The 18,609-nt window shown below is 40.3% G+C and carries 19 protein-coding genes and 2 other annotated features (1 of these 21 only partly in view); of the genes, 18 read left to right on the top strand and 1 reads right to left on the bottom strand.

The annotated features are described in order from the left end of the window. Positions 1 to 17: 17 nt before the first annotated feature. The 5 genes from hemC (at position 18) to B5473_RS19025 (ending at position 4,602) form a co-directional block, all read left to right on the top strand. Positions 18 to 950 carry a hydroxymethylbilane synthase gene (hemC, locus tag B5473_RS19045; RefSeq protein ID WP_079528075.1) on the top strand — a complete coding sequence of 311 codons (933 nt, stop codon included), beginning with the start codon at positions 18 to 20 and terminating at the stop codon, positions 948 to 950. Next, the gene (locus B5473_RS19040; protein WP_079528073.1) at positions 940 to 1,683 is read left to right on the top strand and encodes a uroporphyrinogen-III synthase; all 744 of its coding nucleotides are present in this window, start codon (positions 940 to 942) and stop codon (positions 1,681 to 1,683) included. Before hemC ends, B5473_RS19040 begins: the two co-directional genes overlap by 11 nt. Continuing rightward, positions 1,680 to 2,660, top strand: a complete 981-nt coding sequence (hemB, locus tag B5473_RS19035) for a porphobilinogen synthase (RefSeq protein ID WP_079528071.1) — start codon at positions 1,680 to 1,682, stop codon at positions 2,658 to 2,660. The genes B5473_RS19040 and hemB overlap by 4 nt, the downstream gene beginning before the upstream one ends. Position 2,661: 1 nt before the next feature. Next, positions 2,662 to 3,951: a glutamate-1-semialdehyde 2,1-aminomutase gene (gene hemL / locus B5473_RS19030; protein WP_079528069.1), complete on the top strand. Its 1,290-nt coding sequence runs from the start codon at positions 2,662 to 2,664 to the stop codon at positions 3,949 to 3,951. A gap of 63 nt (positions 3,952 to 4,014) precedes the next feature. Further along, positions 4,015 to 4,602 carry an alanine racemase gene (locus B5473_RS19025; RefSeq protein ID WP_079528067.1) on the top strand — a complete coding sequence of 196 codons (588 nt, stop codon included), beginning with the start codon at positions 4,015 to 4,017 and terminating at the stop codon, positions 4,600 to 4,602. 52 nt (positions 4,603 to 4,654) lie between these two features. Here B5473_RS19025 and B5473_RS19020 read toward each other — a convergent pair whose 3' ends face one another. Further along, positions 4,655 to 4,846, bottom strand: coding sequence for a hypothetical protein (locus tag B5473_RS19020; protein ID WP_079528065.1), 192 nt, complete (start codon positions 4,844 to 4,846; stop codon positions 4,655 to 4,657). A gap of 117 nt (positions 4,847 to 4,963) precedes the next feature. Further along, positions 4,964 to 5,270: a binding site (T-box leader), on the top strand. Positions 5,271 to 5,327: 57 nt separating this feature from the next. On the opposite strand from B5473_RS19020, the gene B5473_RS19015 reads away from it, so the two are divergent. The 13 genes from B5473_RS19015 (at position 5,328) to B5473_RS18955 (ending at position 18,556) form a co-directional block, all read left to right on the top strand. Further along, entirely contained in the window at positions 5,328 to 7,970 is a 2,643-nt protein-coding gene (locus B5473_RS19015; RefSeq protein ID WP_079528063.1) for a valine--tRNA ligase, read from the top strand. Positions 7,971 to 8,064: 94 nt separating this feature from the next. After that, positions 8,065 to 9,336, top strand: a complete 1,272-nt coding sequence (locus B5473_RS19010; RefSeq protein ID WP_079528060.1) for a bifunctional folylpolyglutamate synthase/dihydrofolate synthase — start codon at positions 8,065 to 8,067, stop codon at positions 9,334 to 9,336. Beyond that, complete coding sequence (locus B5473_RS19005; RefSeq protein WP_079528058.1) at positions 9,333 to 10,580, top strand: bifunctional folylpolyglutamate synthase/dihydrofolate synthase; 1,248 nt, start codon at positions 9,333 to 9,335, stop codon at positions 10,578 to 10,580. Before B5473_RS19010 ends, B5473_RS19005 begins: the two co-directional genes overlap by 4 nt. 199 nt (positions 10,581 to 10,779) lie before the next feature. Beyond that, positions 10,780 to 11,376 (top strand): translation initiation factor 2, encoded by a 597-nt coding sequence (locus B5473_RS19000; protein ID WP_079528812.1) that lies wholly within the window; start codon positions 10,780 to 10,782, stop codon positions 11,374 to 11,376. A gap of 106 nt (positions 11,377 to 11,482) precedes the next feature. Next, positions 11,483 to 12,076, top strand: a complete 594-nt coding sequence (locus B5473_RS18995) for a Maf family protein (RefSeq protein ID WP_079528056.1) — start codon at positions 11,483 to 11,485, stop codon at positions 12,074 to 12,076. An 11-nt stretch (positions 12,077 to 12,087) separates the two neighbouring features. Beyond that, on the top strand, positions 12,088 to 12,789 hold the full coding sequence (radC, locus tag B5473_RS18990) for a RadC family protein (protein ID WP_079528054.1): 702 nt from the start codon (positions 12,088 to 12,090) through the stop codon (positions 12,787 to 12,789). A gap of 386 nt (positions 12,790 to 13,175) precedes the next feature. Beyond that, positions 13,176 to 14,192 (top strand): rod shape-determining protein, encoded by a 1,017-nt coding sequence (locus tag B5473_RS18985; protein ID WP_079528052.1) that lies wholly within the window; start codon positions 13,176 to 13,178, stop codon positions 14,190 to 14,192. 12 nt (positions 14,193 to 14,204) lie between these two features. Then, entirely contained in the window at positions 14,205 to 15,122 is a 918-nt protein-coding gene (gene mreC / locus B5473_RS18980; RefSeq protein ID WP_079528050.1) for a rod shape-determining protein MreC, read from the top strand. Further along, a complete protein-coding gene (mreD, locus tag B5473_RS18975) occupies positions 15,122 to 15,640 on the top strand; it encodes a rod shape-determining protein MreD (protein ID WP_079528048.1) in 519 nt (172 codons plus the stop codon). Before mreC ends, mreD begins: the two co-directional genes overlap by 1 nt. 90 nt (positions 15,641 to 15,730) lie before the next feature. Next, a complete protein-coding gene (locus B5473_RS18970) occupies positions 15,731 to 16,399 on the top strand; it encodes a septum site-determining protein MinC (RefSeq protein ID WP_079528046.1) in 669 nt (222 codons plus the stop codon). Positions 16,400 to 16,486: 87 nt separating this feature from the next. Next, positions 16,487 to 17,284, top strand: a complete 798-nt coding sequence (minD, locus tag B5473_RS18965) for a septum site-determining protein MinD (protein ID WP_079528809.1) — start codon at positions 16,487 to 16,489, stop codon at positions 17,282 to 17,284. A 120-nt stretch (positions 17,285 to 17,404) separates the two neighbouring features. After that, positions 17,405 to 17,944, top strand: coding sequence for a hypothetical protein (locus tag B5473_RS18960; RefSeq protein WP_079528044.1), 540 nt, complete (start codon positions 17,405 to 17,407; stop codon positions 17,942 to 17,944). Next, positions 17,945 to 18,556, top strand: a complete 612-nt coding sequence (locus tag B5473_RS18955) for a M50 family metallopeptidase (protein ID WP_079528042.1) — start codon at positions 17,945 to 17,947, stop codon at positions 18,554 to 18,556. Positions 18,557 to 18,601: 45 nt separating this feature from the next. After that, positions 18,602 to 18,609 (top strand) — a sequence feature (ribosomal protein L21 leader region); it runs 70 nt beyond the window's last position.

The following is an 18,609-nucleotide window of genomic DNA, read 5'->3' as shown; positions in this document are numbered from 1 at the left end:
AGAAAGGTCGGAGTAACGTGAGAAAAATTATTGTAGGATCTAGAAAAAGTAAATTAGCATTAACACAAACTAACTGGTTTATTAATGAGTTGAAAGAAGCTGGCGTACCATTTGATTTTGAAATCAAGGAAATTGTAACAAAAGGCGACCGCATTTTAGATGTACAGCTTTCTAAAGTTGGTGGTAAAGGTCTATTCGTTAAAGAAATCGAACAAGCTCTATATGATAAAGAAATAGATTTTGCTGTGCATTCGATGAAAGATATGCCTGCCGTATTGCCTGAAGGGCTAATCATTGGCTGTATTCCTCCACGCGAAGATGCGCGTGATGCTTTCATTTCAAATGGTCATGTGAAATTTGCCGACCTGCCAAAAGGTGCAATCGTTGGTACGAGTTCTTTACGTCGTAGCGCACAGTTATTACAAGCACGTCCGGATCTTGAAATTAAGTGGATTCGAGGAAATGTCGATACACGTCTGAAAAAACTGGAAACAGAAGATTTCGATGCGATTATTCTAGCGGCAGCAGGACTAAAACGACTTGGCTGGAGCGATGATGTCGTAACGGAATACTTAGATACAGATATTTGCCTTCCAGCTGTTGCGCAAGGTTCATTAGGAATTGAATGCCGCGCGGATGATGCGGAGCTGCTTGAGCAACTGGCAAAATTAACAGATGCTACAACATGGGCTACAGCACATGCCGAGCGTTCATTTTTAGCTGCGATGGATGGTGGCTGCCAAGTGCCGATTGCCGGCTATGCAACAGTAGATGGTGATACAATTACTTTGACAGGTTTAGTGGCAGCACCGGATGCTTCTGTAACATATAAGGAAACATTAACAGGGACTGACGCGGATTCAGTTGGTAAAGCAGTTGCCGCAAAATTAACGGAGCAAGGTGCCTTTGACTTAATTCAAAAAGTAAAGGCTGAGTTAGATGCCGAGTAATGCACTCTTAGGAAAAACATTAATTATTACAGGCTCGGCGGTTGTAAGGTCTGTAGAGCAATTGATTGAGCAACATGACGGGAAAGTTTATAATTATCCATTAATCGAAACAGTAGAAAAGGTTTCTAAGGAAGATGAATACTATTTTCGTGAATTACCTGCATATCAGTGGCTTATTTTTACGAGCCAAAATGCCGTAAAAAGCTTTATCGATAAATGTATACGGCATGAACAGACGATCCCGGGCACTCTGAAAATTGCAGCTGTCGGTGAAAAGACAGCTGCTTTATTGCAGGAGCACGGCTATGAAATTCATTTTATGCCAACTGTCTACAGTGCTGATGTATTTGTGAAAGAATTTTCAATGGAGCCAGGTGAACGTGCATTATTTGTACGCGGATCGATGGCGAAAAAGACGATTCATGAAGGTACTGGAGCGGATGAATGGACCGTTTATGAAACACGTCCGTGCAGAAAATATTTTTCGCAGTTAAAACAATGCCTGCTGACAGAAAAACATCCGATTGTAATATTCGCCAGTCCTTCTGCGGTAGATATTTATGCTGAGCATATTGTGCCGCATGTAGATTGGCAAAATGTGAAATTTGCATCGATTGGTCATGTAACAACAGCAGCCCTTGAAAAATACGGGGTTCAGCCAATGGTGCAACCGAAAATCTATACGATGCAAGCTGTAATTGAACAGCTCATCCTGGAGGAACAGACAAAATGACAGAACTATATTTCCAACGTCACCGTCGCTTACGTCAAAATGCAGCGATGCGTGCACTCGTAAAAGAAACATACCTACAAAAAGAAGACCTTATTTATCCGTTGTTTATTATTGAAGGAGAAAATGTTAAAAACCCTGTAAGTTCAATGCCGGGCGTGTTCCAATTATCTTTAGATAACTTGGCAGCTGAAGTGGATGAAATTGTAGACTTAGGCATTCGTGCGGTATTACTTTTCGGAATTCCTAAAGAAAAGGATGCAGTAGGTACAGGTGCTTTCCATGATCACGGCATCGTGCAGGAAGCAACACGTTTAATTAAAGAGCGTCATCCAGAACTACTAGTCGTAGCAGATACTTGCTTATGTGAATTCACGGACCACGGTCATTGTGGTGTCATTGAAGGCGATCAAGTGTTAAATGATCCATCACTTGATGTATTGGCGCGTACAGCCATTTCTCAAGCAAAAGCCGGCGCTGATATTATTGCACCATCGAACATGATGGACGGGTTTGTAACGGCGATTCGCGCAGGATTGGATTCAGCAGGCTTCCAGCATATTCCGATTATGTCTTATGCGGTGAAATACGCTTCAAGCTATTACGGACCATTCCGTGAAGCTGCAGAAGGAGCACCACAGTTCGGTGACCGCAAAACATATCAAATGGATCCTTCCAATAGAATGGAAGCGATTCGCGAAGCAACTTCGGACGTTGAAGAGGGTGCAGATTTCCTAATCGTGAAACCGGCATTAGCCTATATGGATATTATCCGTGATGTGAAAAACAGCTTCCCATTACCTGTTGTAGCGTATAATGTATCAGGCGAATATTCAATGGTAAAAGCAGCTGCTCAAAATGGCTGGATCGATGAAAAAGCGGTTGTGCTGGAAACATTATTAGGTATGAAGCGTGCAGGTTCCGATTTAATCATTACTTATCATGCAAAAGACGTCTGTCGTTGGTTGGAGGAAAAATAATATGCGTAGTTATGAAAAGTCAAAAGCAGCATTTACAGAAGCGGTTGATTTAATGCCAGGCGGAGTAAACTCTCCTGTACGTGCATTTAAATCAGTAAACTTGGATCCGATTTTTATGGATTCGGGCAAAGGTGCAGTAATTAAAGATATTGATGGCAATGAATATATTGACTATGTTTTATCATGGGGTCCGTTAATTTTAGGACATGCACACCCGGAAGTTGTTTCGGCTATTCAGGATCAGGCAGCTAAAGGCGCATCATTTGGTGCACCTACTGTTTCAGAAAACAAATTGGCGAAGCTTGTAATGGACCGTTTGCCTTCAGTGGAAATGATTCGTTTTGTATCATCAGGCACAGAAGCAACGATGTCTGCACTTCGCTTAGCGCGTGGATTCACTGGACGCGACAAAATTTTGAAGTTTGAAGGTTCATATCACGGTCATGGGGATTCACTGCTGATTAAAGCAGGTTCGGGTGTAGCGACACTTGGTTTACCTGACTCACCGGGTGTTCCGGCTGATATTGCCAAAAATACATTAACGGTTGCTTATAATGATTTGGAATCAGCAAAATTAGTATTCGAAAAATTCGGTGCGGATTTAGCTGCAGTTATTTTAGAACCGGTTGCCGGCAATATGGGTGTTGTTCCGCCACAACCAGGTTTCCTTGAAGGGCTGCGAAAACTGACAGAAGAAAATGGAACGGTTTTAATTTTCGATGAAGTTATGACAGGCTTCCGTGTAGACTATGGCTGTGCCCAGGAATATTACGGAATTAAACCTGACCTTACTTGTTTAGGTAAAGTAATCGGCGGAGGTTTACCGGTTGGTGCATTTGGCGGAAAGCGCGAAATTATGGAGAAAATCGCTCCGGCAGGTCCGATTTACCAAGCAGGTACATTATCAGGTAATCCGCTTGCAATGACAGCCGGCTATGAAACATTAAGCCGCCTGAACAAAGACTCATATGAATATTTCCGCAAACTAGGGGACCAGTTGGAAGAAGGGTTCCGTGCGGCAGCGACGAAATATAATATTCCACATACAGTGAATCGTGCAGGGTCAATGATTGGTTTCTTCTTCACAAACGAAGATGTTATTGATTTTGATTCAGCGAAAAGTTCGGATTTAGAGCTATTTGCAGAATACTTCAAGCTTATGGCCGAAGAAGGAATTTTCCTGCCTCCATCACAATTTGAAGGACTATTTATTTCAACGGCGCATACAGAAGAACATATCGCAAAAACAGTTCAGGCATTCCATAATGTCTTTGAAAAATTAGCGAGATAATCTCATAAATAAATCATAAATTCCCTTTCTATGCATAATGTAAGCGTAGGGAGGGGATTTTTTATGCAACAGTGGGAAATGAAAGAGACATTTACATTTCCAAAGCAATTAGGAAATGTTCAAGAGAATTCTAAAATAGTAGTAGAACCGAAATGGCATGAAGAGATTAGCGAAGATTCCGTCGTAGTAAGAGGAATTTATGTAGTAAAAGGAAATATTCAATTTGATCATGTAGCACGCGAGGATGAAATTGAGGAAGGTATCTATATCGAGCATATGGATATTGAAAAAGATCATGGTTATTTCGAATATGCCCTGCCTTTTTCAGTAGACTTTCCGAACGATGATATTGAAGCTGTTTCACTTCGCATTAATGATATTAAATTGGAACCGAATAATGGCTATTGCTCATGCAGCTGGGCAGTCCATTGTGATGTGGAAAAGAAAGTACAAGCAATTGCTGAAGTAGAGGAGCCGGCACCAGTTGAAGAAATCGTTGTTGAACAGCCTGTAGAAGAAGTACAACCCCGACTTCAAGCGGAAAAAGAGGTAGAATCAACGCAGATGGCCCAAACCGTTCCCCATGAGCTTGATTTCCTGGAACAGTTGGCCGATGCATATAGTCGCGTGCAAATACAATTGAAAAAATAAATAAATGTTCCGTAAGAATTGAAGCTTACGGAACATTTTTTTGTTGCAGATTTTAAATGAAATCTGTGAGCAATAAGTAAGTAAATAAAATTAGAATGGCCAGCAACAATATATCACCCGTTGTCGGAAGTAACACCGTTCGGATCGCCTGAAAAATCGTAATCGGCAAAATACAATGGCGCATAAAGAAACGGAATTTTCGCAGCCATGGAGGCAATAAATAAGGATTGTAGTTTTTTCGCAATGTCCAGACTCCTTTTGCATAGTATATGTGAAGAGCGCAATTAACGTGTTAAAGTATATTCCCCATTCGTGCTTGATATTTCATTAAAAACAGCTTAAAATAAAGTGCAACTATATAATTGAAGCGAAGATTAGGAAGAGTACGTATGAGATCGATGGCAAGAGAGGAAACGGTAGCTGAAAAGTTTCTCCATCAACCATGCAGAAGGTAGCCTAGGAGCTGACTTAGTGAACTAACAGTAGCTAGGATCCGGTTAAACACCGTTATCGAATGAAGTGCCGATTGGGCATTGCAATGCTGCATATTGACTGCTTGCGTTTTTCTTTTATTAAAGAAAGCGTTTGTCAGATTGTAAATGCGAACACTTGACTAGACCCGATCGGAAATAAAGGTGGTACCGCGAATTAACTCCCTCGTCCTTTTTTAAGACGAAGGGAGTTTTTTTATGTCTAATAATAAGGTGACAAAGGAGAGATTCATCATGACGGAAATTACAATGCCAACAAAATATGATCCGCAGCAAACTGAAGCCGGCCGCTATGAATGGTGGTTAAAAGGGAAATTTTTCGAAGCAGATCCAACAAGCGATAAGGAGCCATATTCTATCGTTATCCCACCGCCAAACGTAACAGGTAAGCTGCACCTTGGCCACGCTTGGGATACAACATTGCAAGATATTTTAATTCGTATGAAACGCATGCAAGGATATGATGCACTATGGTTGCCAGGTATGGACCATGCGGGTATTGCAACACAGGCGAAAGTAGAAGAAAAATTGCGCGGTGAAGGTATTTCCCGCTACGATCTTGGCCGTGAAAAGTTCCTTGAAAAAACATGGGAATGGAAAGAAGAATATGCTTCTCACATCCGTGCACAATGGTCGAAATTAGGTTTAGGCTTAGACTATTCTAAAGAACGTTTTACACTTGATGAAGGTTTATCGGATGCAGTAAAAGAAGTATTCGTTAAATTATACGAAAAAGGCTATATCTACCGTGGTGAGCGTATTATTAACTGGGACCCAGCAGCTAAAACTGCCCTTTCAGACATCGAAGTAATCCACAAAGAAGTAGAAGGCGCATTCTACCATATGGAGTACCCGCTTGCTGATGGTTCAGGTAAATTACGTGTTGCAACTACTCGCCCTGAGACAATGTTAGGTGACTCTGGTGTAGCTGTACACCCGGAAGACGAGCGCTATGCACACTTAGTAGGAAAAACAGTTATTTTACCTATCGTAGGTCGCGAAATTCCAATCGTTGCAGATGACTATGTAGATATGGAATTCGGTACAGGTGTTGTAAAAATGACACCAGCACATGACCCGAACGACTTTGAAGTTGGGAACCGTCATAACCTGGAACGTATTTTAGTTATGAACGAAGATGGTACTATGAATGACTTAGCTGGTAAATATGCGGGGATGGATCGTTTCGAATGCCGTAAGCAAATCGTTGCAGATCTACAAGAAGCGGGCGTATTAATCGAAATCGAGCCACATGTACACCAAGTTGGACACTCAGAGCGTACGAATGCTGTTGTAGAACCGTATCTTTCTAAGCAGTGGTTCGTAAAAATGGCTCCACTTGCTGAAGAAGCATTAAAAATGCAGGCTGAAGAAAACGAAAAAGTTAACTTCGTACCAAATCGTTTTGAAAACACATATAACCGCTGGATGGAAAATATTCATGACTGGTGTATTTCTCGTCAATTATGGTGGGGACATCAAATTCCAGCTTGGTACAACAAAGAAACAGGCGAGCTTTATGTAGGAAAAGAAGCACCTGAAGATGCTGAGAATTGGACACAGGACGAAGATGTTCTTGATACATGGTTCTCATCTGCGTTATGGCCGTTTTCTACAATGGATTGGCCAAATGAAGAATCTGAAATGTTCAAGCGCTACTACCCGACAAATACGTTAGTAACGGGCTATGACATTATCTTCTTCTGGGTAAGCCGTATGATCTTCCAAGGGAAAGAGTTTACAGGCGAGCGTCCATTTAAAGACGTTTTAATTCATGGTTTAGTTCGTGATGCTGAAGGACGAAAAATGTCCAAATCACTTGGTAACGGGGTTGACCCAATGGATGTAATCGACCAATACGGTGCGGATTCATTGCGTTATTTCCTTGCAACAGGTTCATCTCCAGGTCAGGATCTACGTTACTCTACAGAAAAAGTAGAATCTACATGGAACTTCGTAAATAAAATCTGGAATGCTTCTCGTTTTGCATTGATGAACATGGAAGGCCTGACATTTGAGCAAATTGATTTAACAGGTAACCTTTCAACAGCGGATAAATGGATTCTATCACGCTTGAATGAAACGATTGACCGTGTTACAACATTATCTGATAAATACGAGTTCGGTGAAGTAGGCCGTGAACTTTATAACTTCATTTGGGATGACTTCTGTTCATGGTATATCGAAATGGCGAAATTGCCGTTATACGGTGAAGACGAAGCAGCTAAATTAACGACTCGTTCAGTACTTGCTCATGTTTTAGACAACACGATGCGTTTACTGCACCCATTCATGCCTTTCGTAACAGAAGAAATTTGGCAGCACTTGCCGCATGAAGGGGAGTCAATTACAGTTGCTGCATGGCCTACTGTAAATCCGGCATTCAACTTCACTGCAGAAGCAGGCGATATGCAGCTGTTAATGGATATTATCCGTGCTGTACGTAATATTCGTGCAGAAGTGAATACACCAATGAGCAAAAAAGTACCGATGACGATTTCAGCAAAAGATGAACAAACATCGGCAGTGCTTGAAGTGAACAAAGGCTATATTGAAAAATTCTGTAACCCGGATGGCTTAACAATCGGGGCAAATCTTGAAGCACCAGCACAAGCAATGTCAGCAGTTGTTTCAGGAGCAGAAATCTTCATGCCACTTGCAGGCTTAATCAATATTGAAGAAGAAATCGCACGTCTTGAAAAAGAGCTCGACAAATGGACAAAAGAAGTAAAATTAGTATCCGGAAAGCTATCGAATGAACGATTCGTTTCAAAAGCACCGGAAGCATTAGTAGCAACAGAGCGCGAAAAACTTGCCGACTATGAAGCAAAATACGCAACAGTTGAAAAACGCATTGCAGAACTGAAAAATATGTAATGCCAAAGAGAGGTGCCGTATAACGGTGCCTCTTTCTTTTAATTCAGCTATAATAAAACATATTACATATTAGCCGTATTGGAGAGAGAACATAATGTTTCAAACAATGGAGCAATGCACAGATTTTATTTTTAAATTAAAAGCAAGCCAATATAAAGGTGAACCATTGCAGTCAGCGAAGATCATCCTGGATGCGCTTGGCAACCCGGAACAGAAAACGAAATTTATCCATTTTGCCGGTTCCAATGGAAAAGGGTCAACCTTAAATGCGGCACGTGAGATTTTTACCCGGCACGGCTTAACGGTCGGCGCCTTCATATCTCCGCATCTTGAACGTGCAAATGAACGGGTGACAATCAATAAGCAGCAAATTTCCGATGAGGACTTTTTGCGAATTGCAAATGAAATTGCGGATGTTATTGAAAATAAATTGGGCGGGAAATTCCCAAGCTTTTTTGAGTTCATGACATTGCTTGCCCTAAAATACTTCTCGGAGCAGTCATTGGATATCGCATTGCTTGAAACCGGTATTGGAGGGCGATTGGACTCGACAAACGTTGTGACACCGGAAGTATGTGTTATTACAACAATTTCGCTTGAGCATACAGATATGCTCGGTGAGACATATGCAGAAATCGCTGCAGAAAAAGCAGGAATTATTAAGCAAGGTAAGCCGGTCGTTGTTGGAGTGAAAAATGCGGAAGCGCTCGCGGTAATTCAGCAAACGGCAGCACAGCTACATGCTCCGATCTATACGTTGGGCGAACACTTTTATGTGGAGAATCAAAAAGGTTCTTATTTTGACTACCGAGGGAGTATTATGATCGATAAAATTGAACTAGCGATGGCAGGGGAGCATCAAATGGCCAATGCCGCGCTTGCCATTACGGCAGCACATTTATATCTTGAATCCTTTAATGCGCAAAAAGTAAAATTGGCCTTGCAGCATGCGAAGTGGGAAGGGCGTTTTGAAAGAGTGCGCCACAATATTATTTTGGACGGTGCTCATAATTCGGAAGGGACGACAGCCCTCATTCATACATTAAAGGAAACTGCACCACAGCATAAAGTGAAGTTTGTGTATGCTGCATTACAGGATAAGGACCATGGTGTAAGTATAAAATTAATGGATGATGTCGCATCTGAAATGCACTTCACACAAATTAGCTTGCCGCGCGCAGCAACAGCGAAGCAACTATATGAACAAAGCACACATTCAAAAAAGTTTATGCATTCAAACTGGCAGGAGCTAATTGAAAAAGAAATGAATCATTTGGCTGAAGATGAGCTGCTCGTTATTACCGGCTCTTTATACTTTATTGCTGAAGTGCGCAGTCTGTTTGCAGAAAGAGGGTGGATTTCATGATTCCGTTACTGGATGTATACAAAGAGCGCTGGCAAGTGGAAAGTGAACGAGCGATTAAGCCGGGTTTGGACGCAATTGAATCCGCACTTCGCCTGCTTGGACAGCCTGAAAAACAGCTGAATGTAGTCCATTTAGCTGGAACGAACGGAAAAGGCTCAACATTGGCATTTATTGAAGGAATGGCACGTGAATACGGGTTATCAGTCGGGAAGTTTATGTCACCATGTATTGTAGATGTTCATGATCAAATACAAATTAATGGCAGATCAATCACTAATGAGCAGATGGACCGGATGTTTCAGCAGTTGGCGAAAGCAGGACTTAGCGGGAAATTGACGGACTTTGAACTATTGACGGCGGTGGCGCTTTTATATTTTGCCGAACAAAAACCGGACTTAGTGTTAATTGAAGCAGGGATGGGCGGCAGAGAAGACAGTACAAATGTAGTGACACCGATCGTCTCGGTTGTACCGAGTATCGCTTTGGAACATACGAATTTTTTAGGCAATACATTAATGAGTATCGCGTATCATAAAGCCGGCATATTGAAAGAAAACCGTCCGGCGGTAATTGGGGAAATGACAGAAGAGGTTACCGAAGTTTTCGAAAAGGAAGCTGTTCAGAAAAATGTGCCATTATTCAAGTTTGGCACCGACTTCTTCGTTTCGAAAAATGAAGGAACCGAAGCGTATGAGTATCCATTACTGCAACTCAACATTTCCGATTTAAAGCGTCAGCTACTAGGAAAACATCAAGGACACAATATGGCATTGGCCATTACTGCATTTCTGGAAGTTTTAAAGAATTTCGAATTGCCGCTAGATGTTCAAAAGATCCTTAAGGGTGTGAATAATGCAATACTTGCCGGGCGCTTTGAACAAATCCGGCCGAATCTTTATTTTGACGGAGCGCATAATCCTGCAAGTATTCAGTCATTGGTGGATACAGTAAAAGAACATTTTCCGAACAAGCGAATCGAATTTGTCATCGGTTTACTGGCGGACAAAGATGTCAAAACAATTTTGCGGTTATTGGAAGAAGTCGGTGGCGCTTTTTATTTCGCCAATATCCATAATGAACGTGCCATGCAGGCAATAACTCTTTATGAACTTAGTCAGTCGAAGGAAAAACAAATAATAGAAGATGTAAACGCATTTATACAACGCCCGGTAATAGGTGGTACTGTTCGAATTGTTACTGGTTCACTCTATTTACTGAGTGAAATTCGACGAAATATGCAATGATGCTGACCAGGCACCAATCCAGTGATAGAGCATGCATATTGCGGTTTGCGGCAATTTGAAAAGTATGAATTGCGGTAGCGGGCTGCAAATAAAGAAGAATAATAGCGAAAACTTTTTAGTGGGAGGCGACAGCAGTCTCCTCTTTTTTTATCGCTATTTTGCTATTGTTGTATGAAAAAGAGATGGAGCTGTGGCAACGATGAAAGCTTTAAAGAATAATGCCATATTTCAAGCAATGTTCATTGGAAGTATTACAGGGCTTGCTGGCGTCATACTATTTGTTTTTATTCTACAACTACCTACGACAACCGAAGAAGCTGCAGAAACAATCCCGACTGTTCAAACACCTGAGGAGCAGCAAGTACAGGAACAGTATTTTGCATTGCAGCATGGTGTTTTTTCAAATTTTGATAGTGCAGCACAATTTTTGGGAACTTATCCTACGTTAAATAAAGCGGCCGTTGTTAAAGTGGACGATCAGTATTTTGTCTGGTCCCGACTGGATACAGAAAAAGTGGAAACCGCATTAACGATTGTACCGACCGGTTTTTATAAAAAAATTACGATTGCGAGCAGCTGTCCTAATCCTGCAGAACTACAGCTGCCGGTCACATTGAAAGATTCGAAACTGTTCTCGGCTGAGGGAACTGAAGCAATAGACAAACAACAGGTACCAGAAGACTGGACAAAGCTTATGACAGAAGTTTCAAAGCTTTCCACGAATCCGAATGTTGTTCGACTGCATATGTTTATAAATTATTTTGAGAGTCTTGATTGCTTAAAAGTAACATTTTAATCGATGAAAACATAAAGAAATCGTATTTTTCCTATACCGGCAAATAGAGTTAGCTGTTGTTCAAATTTCCGTTTCTCAGTTACTATAGTGTGTAGGAGGATTGGAAATGAATTTTACTACAAATGAACAACTCATATTAGCTTCTGCTTCACCAAGGAGAAAGGAATTGCTCCAAATGCTGAATGTCCCGTTTGAAATTGTGACAAGCGATGTTGTCGAAACAAGTGTCACTGGCGATACGGTTCATAAATATGTGACAGAAGTGGCATTATTGAAAGCGCGTGATGTGGCAAAGAAATGGCCGAATCATTGTATTATCGGAGCGGATACTATTGTTGTGTTTAATGACCAAATACTGCATAAGCCTGTTTCGGAGGAAGAAGCCGTAGAACATTTAACGAAGCTTGCAGGAAATCGACATGAAGTGATGACAGCTGTAGCTCTTATTTTGGCAGACGGAACAGAGCATACATTTGTTGAAGCAACCTCAGTGCTATTTAAAGATGTTTCTCCGCAAATGATCATGGCATATGTTCAGACAGGAGATCCTTTCGACAAAGCCGGCGGATACGGAATACAGACGAGTGGCGCCATGCTCGTTGACCGTATTGAAGGAGACTATAATAATGTTGTCGGTTTACCGATTGCTACATTAGTTCAAAAAATGCTTACATTACAACTACTAAAACTACCATTTTAGGAGTGATGTAAATGACGGTCCAACAACCGTTATTGAATATGAAAATCCATGACGTACATGAAGCAGACCGCCCGCGTGAACGCCTCATCCGCCAAGGCGCGAGAAGCCTGTCCAATCAGGAGCTCATTGCCATATTGCTCGGCACCGGCACAAAAAGAGAATCTGTATTGACAGTAGCCAATCGGGTATTGATCAACTTCGAAAAATTGCATAATTTAAAGCATGCAACACTCGAAGAAATGACCGAGATTAAAGGAATAGGGGAAGCAAAAGCAGTTTTGCTGCTTGCTGCGATCGAACTGGGAAGAAGACTCGCATCGAAAGATTTGGAAGAACGCTTTACAATCCGCTCTCCGGAAGATGCAGCGACCTTTTTAATGCAGGATATGACGTCATTACAGCAGGAACATTTTGTCTGTCTTTTCCTCAACGTAAAAAATCAGGTGCTCCATAAACAAACCATCTTTGTTGGGAGCTTGAATGCCAGCATCGTCCATCCACGGGAAATTTTCCGCGAAGCAGTAAAACGTTCCGCTGCTTCTATCATTTGCTCCCACAACCATCCAAGCGGCATCCCGACACCTAGTCCTGAAGATATCGATGTCACAACAAGGCTTTATGAAGCAGGCAAGATAGTCGGAGTCGATTTGCTCGACCACGTCATTATTGGTGATCATCAGTTTATAAGTATGAAGGAAAAGGGATATTTCTAGGGAATTCTAGATAACTGGACAAACGTATTAAAGCGTTTGTCTTTTTATTTTGTAGTTATTTTATAATTAGGAATTATTACATTACGATAACAATTATTACGGATTTAAAAATTCGTCGACAATTTTCGCAATCGCAACTTTTATTTGTTATATTCGTCATAAGCATGTGGCGATTTTGTTAAATCTTACATATTAATTTTATTTGTCTCGTAACGGAAATAGAAATACAATAGTAAAGTAGTGTTGTAGAAAAAAACATTCGACAAAAGTCGCGATTCGGTGCTTGTAACACTATAATTTTTTGATGTAATTCGTTATAATAGAGCGTATGATTTTGCTAGCATCATAAATTAGAAATCGTTTTAATAAGAAAGGGAGTACTTAATTTGTTTGGATTAGGGAATAAAGATGTCGGGATCGATCTTGGCACAGCTAATACATTAGTATTTGTAAAAGGTAAAGGAATTGTATTACGTGAACCTTCAGTAGTAGCGAAAAATACAAAAACAGGCGATATTGTAGCAGTCGGAAATGACGCAAAAAATATGATCGGTCGTACACCGGGTTCAATCGTGGCTATCCGCCCGATGAAAGATGGCGTTATTGCTGATTTTGAAATTACAACAGCAATGATTCAATATTATTTAAAAGAAGCAATGAAAGCATCGGGTTCTAACTGGAAGAAACCGAATGTCATGATTTGTGTGCCATATGGTATCACTTCAGTTGAGCAACGTGCGGTTATTGATGCAAGCCGTCAAGCGGGCGCAAAAGAAGCGTTTACAATTGAAGAACCGTTTGCGGCAGCAATCGGTGCTAACTTGCCGGTATGGGAGCCAACAGGTTCGATGGTAGTTGATATCGGTGGTGGTACAACAGAAGTTGCTGTAATTTCTCTTGGTGGTATTGTAACAAGTGAATCAGTACGTGTTGGTGGTGATGCAATGGATCAATCGATCATTGCTTACATCCGTAAAACATATAACTTAACAATTGGTGAGCGTACAGCTGAAAGCATCAAAGTAGAAATTGGTACGGCACGTGCTGAAGGACCTGCTGAAACAATGGAAATTCGCGGACGCGACCTGTTAACTGGCTTACCAAAAACAATTGAAATTACATCAGATGAAATTTCAAAATCTTTACATGAAGCTATTGTAGTTATTTTAGATGGCGTTAAGAAAACATTGGAACAAACACCACCTGAATTATCTGCAGACGTAATGGAGCGCGGCATTGTTTTAACAGGCGGTGGTGCTTTATTACGCAATTTAGATAAAGTAATCAGCGATGAAACTAAAATGCCTGTATTTATTGCTGAAGATCCGTTGGATTGTGTTGCAATCGGAACGGGTAAAGCATTAGACAACATCGCTTTAATTCGCGCGCAACAATTGAAGTAAGGAGGACTGGCAGTGCCACATTTTTCTAATAAAAAGTTAATTGTCCTATTAGTAAGCGTTATTGTTCTAGTGGCATTGATTGGTTTCTCTTTACGTGATCGTCATAACGCAACATTACCCGAGAAAATTATTAAAGATACAGTTGGCTTTGCACAATCGCTTGTCGCAAAGCCGGCTAATTACATAACAGGTATTTTTAGCAATATTGATTCGCTGTTAAATACGTATGAAGAGAACCAACGCTTAAAAATGCGTCTAGAAGACTTTGCCGTTCTGAAGGCGGAAGTAAGCACATTAAAGGCCGAAAATTCTTCATTGCGTGAACTCGCATCAATCGAGGAAAGTTTGCGTGATTTCGACCCAATTCAGGCGACGGTCATCGCGAGAAACCCTGATCAGTGGGAAGAAAAAATTATTTTAAATAAAGGGACAGCAGATGGGGTTGAAAAAAACATGGCTGTTATGACTTCTCGAGGGCTAGTTGGTAAAATTGTCATCGCAACACCTTATACTTCCGAAGTGGAATTGCTTTATACGAATAATGAAAACTATCGTGTATCAGCAGTAGTACATGACGAAAAGAATAAGGAAATTCATGGTTTAGTAGAAGGTTATGACGTTGAGCGTAACGAATTATTATTAAAGCGTATCGATTCCAAAGTTGACCTAAAAGAAGGCGGAAAAGTATTGTCTTCCGGACTTGGTGGGATCTTCCCGAAAGGTATTTTAATCGGTGAGATTACAGAAGTAACAACTGATGATTTCGGTTTAACGAAAATGGCCTATGTCAAACCAGCAGCAGATTTTTCTATGATCGAACATGTTATTATTGCTAAGCGCAAAACAATTTCGGTAGATGGTTCTGACGGTGGCAGTACAAATGAAGATTTAGTGAATGGACCAGCCGATGAAAATGAGGGGGATGAGTAATGCTCGCTCGATTTTTAATTGGCTTCGTTGCTGTCTTGCTATTTTTGCTTGAATCTGAATTCGCCGTATTCTCCCCATTGCAGTTGGGCGAAGGAATCTATTATTTGATTCCGCGTTTTTTAATTTTATATTTAATTTTTCTAGCCATTTATTACAGCCGAAAAAAAGCCATGATTTATGGTCTTATTTTTGGACTTTGTTTTGATGTGTTTTATATTAATATTATTGGTCTTTATACGGTTTTATATCCCGCTATCTGCTATGTCGCGGCATGGTGTGTAAAACGTATTCATCCACATTTAGTATTTTCTACGATTTTGGCATTATTGCTAATGATTGTTTTCGAATTTGTTGTATATGAATTTTTCTATATGCTTCAATTTACAACGATGGCGCTTCAGCCGTTTCTAGTGAATCGATTAGTTCCGACAACAATTGGTAATCTATTATTTTTGATAATGCTTGCATGGGCGTTTAAATATTGTCTTAGCGCTCGTGTATTTCAACGGGCACAATAGCATTTTTAAAAAACGATAAGAAACAAAACGGATCTATAGTCCGCTTGTTTTTTTTCGTTATTATGTAGCGCGAGGTGACTTGAAAAAGCTATGAAAAAACAACTTATCCATATTAAAGGAACAAAAGATGGGTTAGTACTTCGTTTGGATGACCAATGTTCTTTTACCGAGTTGGTAGAAGAACTTGGAAAAAAAGTTACAGACGGCCATCTTGATGGTAAAATAGATGTACAATTGCACTTAGGAAAACGTTACTGTACACAAGAACAAAAAGACCAGCTTACTGAAATTGTGGAAGAACAGCAAAAACTATGTGTGAAAAAGATTCAAAGTGATGTCATTACATTAGAAGAAAGTCACAAACTGCTTGAGACAAGTCGCTTTGAAACATATGTAGGCATTGTGCGTTCCGGACAAACGATTCGTGTAACGGGTGATATACTTGTGTTAGGTGATGTCAATCCAAACGGACGTATTGAGGCAGGGGGTAATGTACATATTGCGGGTAAGTTAAAAGGCATTGTGCATGCAGGCATGGGTGGCAATGAACAAGCAATTGTATCCGCGTCACATTTCGAACCGACACATATATTAATTGGGAATTATGTGGAAGTAATGACGAACGAGTCGCAATATATATTAGACAATACCGATCAAATTTTTGCCTATCTTGGAGAAAATAATATAATAGCATATGATAGAATCCAGGAAATAAGAAATGTACGACCGAATTTATCAACATTCAAAGGAGGAAGCTAAATGAGTGATGAAGAATTATTATTCTCTAAGAATACTGATGAAACTGGAGCTCAAAAAGCTACCTTATATAAGGAAGGGGCCGCTAATGTGGGAGAAGCAATCGTTATAACTTCAGGAAAAGGTGGAGTAGGGAAAACTACTACGACTGCAAACCTAGGAACGGCATTGGCACTTCAAGGAAAGAGAGTTTGTCTAGTCGATACGGATATCGGGTTGCGTAATTTAGACGTTATATTAGGCTTGGAAAATCGGATCATTTATGATTTAGTGGACGTAATTGAAGGCCGCTGTAAAACGCATCAGGCATTAGTAAAGGACAAGCGTGTAGATGAACGTCTATACTTGATGCCTGCTGCCCAAAATACAGACAAAAACGCTATCAACCCTGAACAGATGAAAGCTTTGATAGATGAGTTGAAGCGTGAGTTTGACTATATTTTAATTGATTGTCCGGCTGGTATTGAGCAAGGCTACCGCAATGCGGTCGCTGGAGCGGATCGTGCCATTGTTGTGACAACACCTGAAATATCGGCAGTAAGAGATGCGGATCGAATTATCGGACTATTGGAGCAGGAGCCGATCGAACCGCCAAAACTTATTATTAACCGAATCCGTAAAAGTTTGATGAACAACGGAGATGCGATGGATATTACAGAAGTTACTACACATTTATCGATTGATTTATTGGGAATCATCGTCGATAGTGAAGATGTTATCAGTTCATCCAATAAAGGTGAACCAATTGTCATGAATCCGAACAACAAAGCATCACTGGGATACCGTAATATCGCACGCCGTATATTAGGTGATTCTGTGCCGTTAATGTCCTTGGAAGATGATCAGCCAAAAGGCGTTTTTGCAAAATTAAAAGCATTATTTAAATAAGAAGTAAGCTGTATGGGATAAAATCAATTATTCTTTACAGCTTTTTTTCTATGTACAGGCTTTCTTGAATTGTATTGTCGTTCCTGACATATAATAGTGCAAAAAGATTGGATGGTGAGCTTGAAAAAATGGCAGTGGCTCATCGCGAGTATTGTCTTTGTTGTTATTTATAGCTGTAATTATTATGGGGATATCGCTACAAAACGTGTCATTCATTCCATTGTCTATAGTTCAGATGATTTAGTCATGATGCGAAAAGCTGTTGTGAATATGTTGTCTAATGAAGACCAGCAGCTCCCTGTTAGTGCAGATGTATCGATTAGTCAATTACAGCTGTTTGAGACGATTGATCGTTTTAATGACGGATATTTACTCGTGTATGAAGAACCGTTCGTATTAAATGCATTGTATGATGGGATGATTGTGTTTACGGGCCATACAAAGTATAACGGAAAAACGGTCTCGGTTGTTTATGATACAGGGGATACGGTTACATTTGGATTTGTGGACGACTTCTATGTTTTACCCTACACGACAGTGACAAAAGGAACTGTTGTCGCAACGAAAAAAAGCGGGGAACTCTACATTCAGATTGAACGTAACGGGGAAGTTTTAAATATGGAAGAAACGATTCGCTGGCTAAAGGAACAGCCGATTTAGATGAAAGTCACGATTCATCCATTATTTTTGTTACTGCTCTTATCAATTGTTTTATATGGTGATATTGCTTTATACAGTATTATTATTGTTTCGCTATTATTTCATGAATTAGGTCATTTTATCGCTGCAAAGCTAGTCGGAGCCAAAATAACGCAATGTAAAATTGTTCCGTACGGCGGGGAGATGACCATCAAGGACGAATTGCAATTATCCTATCAGCAGCTGATCATTATCGCTATTGGCGGACCGGTTGCGACATGTGTGGGAATCTTTATCAGTTTATTTCTGCCTGATTTGCTGAGTGAGAGATTAATAGAAGTACAGTTATTTATTCTTGCTATTAATCTTATTCCTATTTGGCCCCTCGATGGTGGAAGAATAGTATGTTACAGCATTTTGAAACGACGGCCGTTTTCTAAAATTTTCGAATTTTATTTAACGGCGTCTTTTTATTTACTTACGGTAACAATTATCGTACTATTATATTTATTGCCACAAACATTATCTTTAGCAATTATAAGCCTCTTTTTATGGAGCAAAGTAATTGGAGATTGGAAATATCGAAAATACCGTTCAGCTTTTGAAAAAATAGTAATGAAGCGGTTGACTTGATAATTTCGGTGTGGTAGTATTTTAATGTTATTGTTTGTAGCACCCGTGCTACT

Origin of the sequence: Solibacillus isronensis, from assembly GCF_900168685.1 — a bacterium.
In the GTDB taxonomy this organism is placed as follows: domain Bacteria; phylum Bacillota; class Bacilli; order Bacillales_A; family Planococcaceae; genus Solibacillus; species Solibacillus isronensis_A.
This window is presented reverse-complemented; position numbering and strand designations above follow the sequence as displayed.

Excerpts from the sequence above, each read along its gene's own strand:
- B5473_RS19040 (WP_079528073.1), top strand. The coding sequence starts at position 940 with ATGCCGAGTAATGCACTCTTAGGAAAAACATTAATTATTACAGGCTCG.
- hemB (WP_079528071.1), top strand. The coding sequence starts at position 1,680 with ATGACAGAACTATATTTCCAACGTCACCGTCGCTTACGTCAAAATGCA.
- hemL (WP_079528069.1), top strand. The coding sequence starts at position 2,662 with ATGCGTAGTTATGAAAAGTCAAAAGCAGCATTTACAGAAGCGGTTGAT.
- B5473_RS19025 (WP_079528067.1), top strand. The coding sequence starts at position 4,015 with ATGCAACAGTGGGAAATGAAAGAGACATTTACATTTCCAAAGCAATTA.
- B5473_RS19015 (WP_079528063.1), top strand. The coding sequence starts at position 5,328 with ATGACGGAAATTACAATGCCAACAAAATATGATCCGCAGCAAACTGAA.
- B5473_RS19010 (WP_079528060.1), top strand. The coding sequence starts at position 8,065 with ATGTTTCAAACAATGGAGCAATGCACAGATTTTATTTTTAAATTAAAA.
- B5473_RS19005 (WP_079528058.1), top strand. The coding sequence starts at position 9,333 with ATGATTCCGTTACTGGATGTATACAAAGAGCGCTGGCAAGTGGAAAGT.
- B5473_RS19000 (WP_079528812.1), top strand. The coding sequence starts at position 10,780 with ATGAAAGCTTTAAAGAATAATGCCATATTTCAAGCAATGTTCATTGGA.
- B5473_RS18995 (WP_079528056.1), top strand. The coding sequence starts at position 11,483 with ATGAATTTTACTACAAATGAACAACTCATATTAGCTTCTGCTTCACCA.
- radC (WP_079528054.1), top strand. The coding sequence starts at position 12,088 with ATGACGGTCCAACAACCGTTATTGAATATGAAAATCCATGACGTACAT.
- mreD (WP_079528048.1), top strand. The coding sequence starts at position 15,122 with ATGCTCGCTCGATTTTTAATTGGCTTCGTTGCTGTCTTGCTATTTTTG.
- B5473_RS18970 (WP_079528046.1), top strand. The coding sequence starts at position 15,731 with ATGAAAAAACAACTTATCCATATTAAAGGAACAAAAGATGGGTTAGTA.
- B5473_RS18955 (WP_079528042.1), top strand. The coding sequence starts at position 17,945 with ATGAAAGTCACGATTCATCCATTATTTTTGTTACTGCTCTTATCAATT.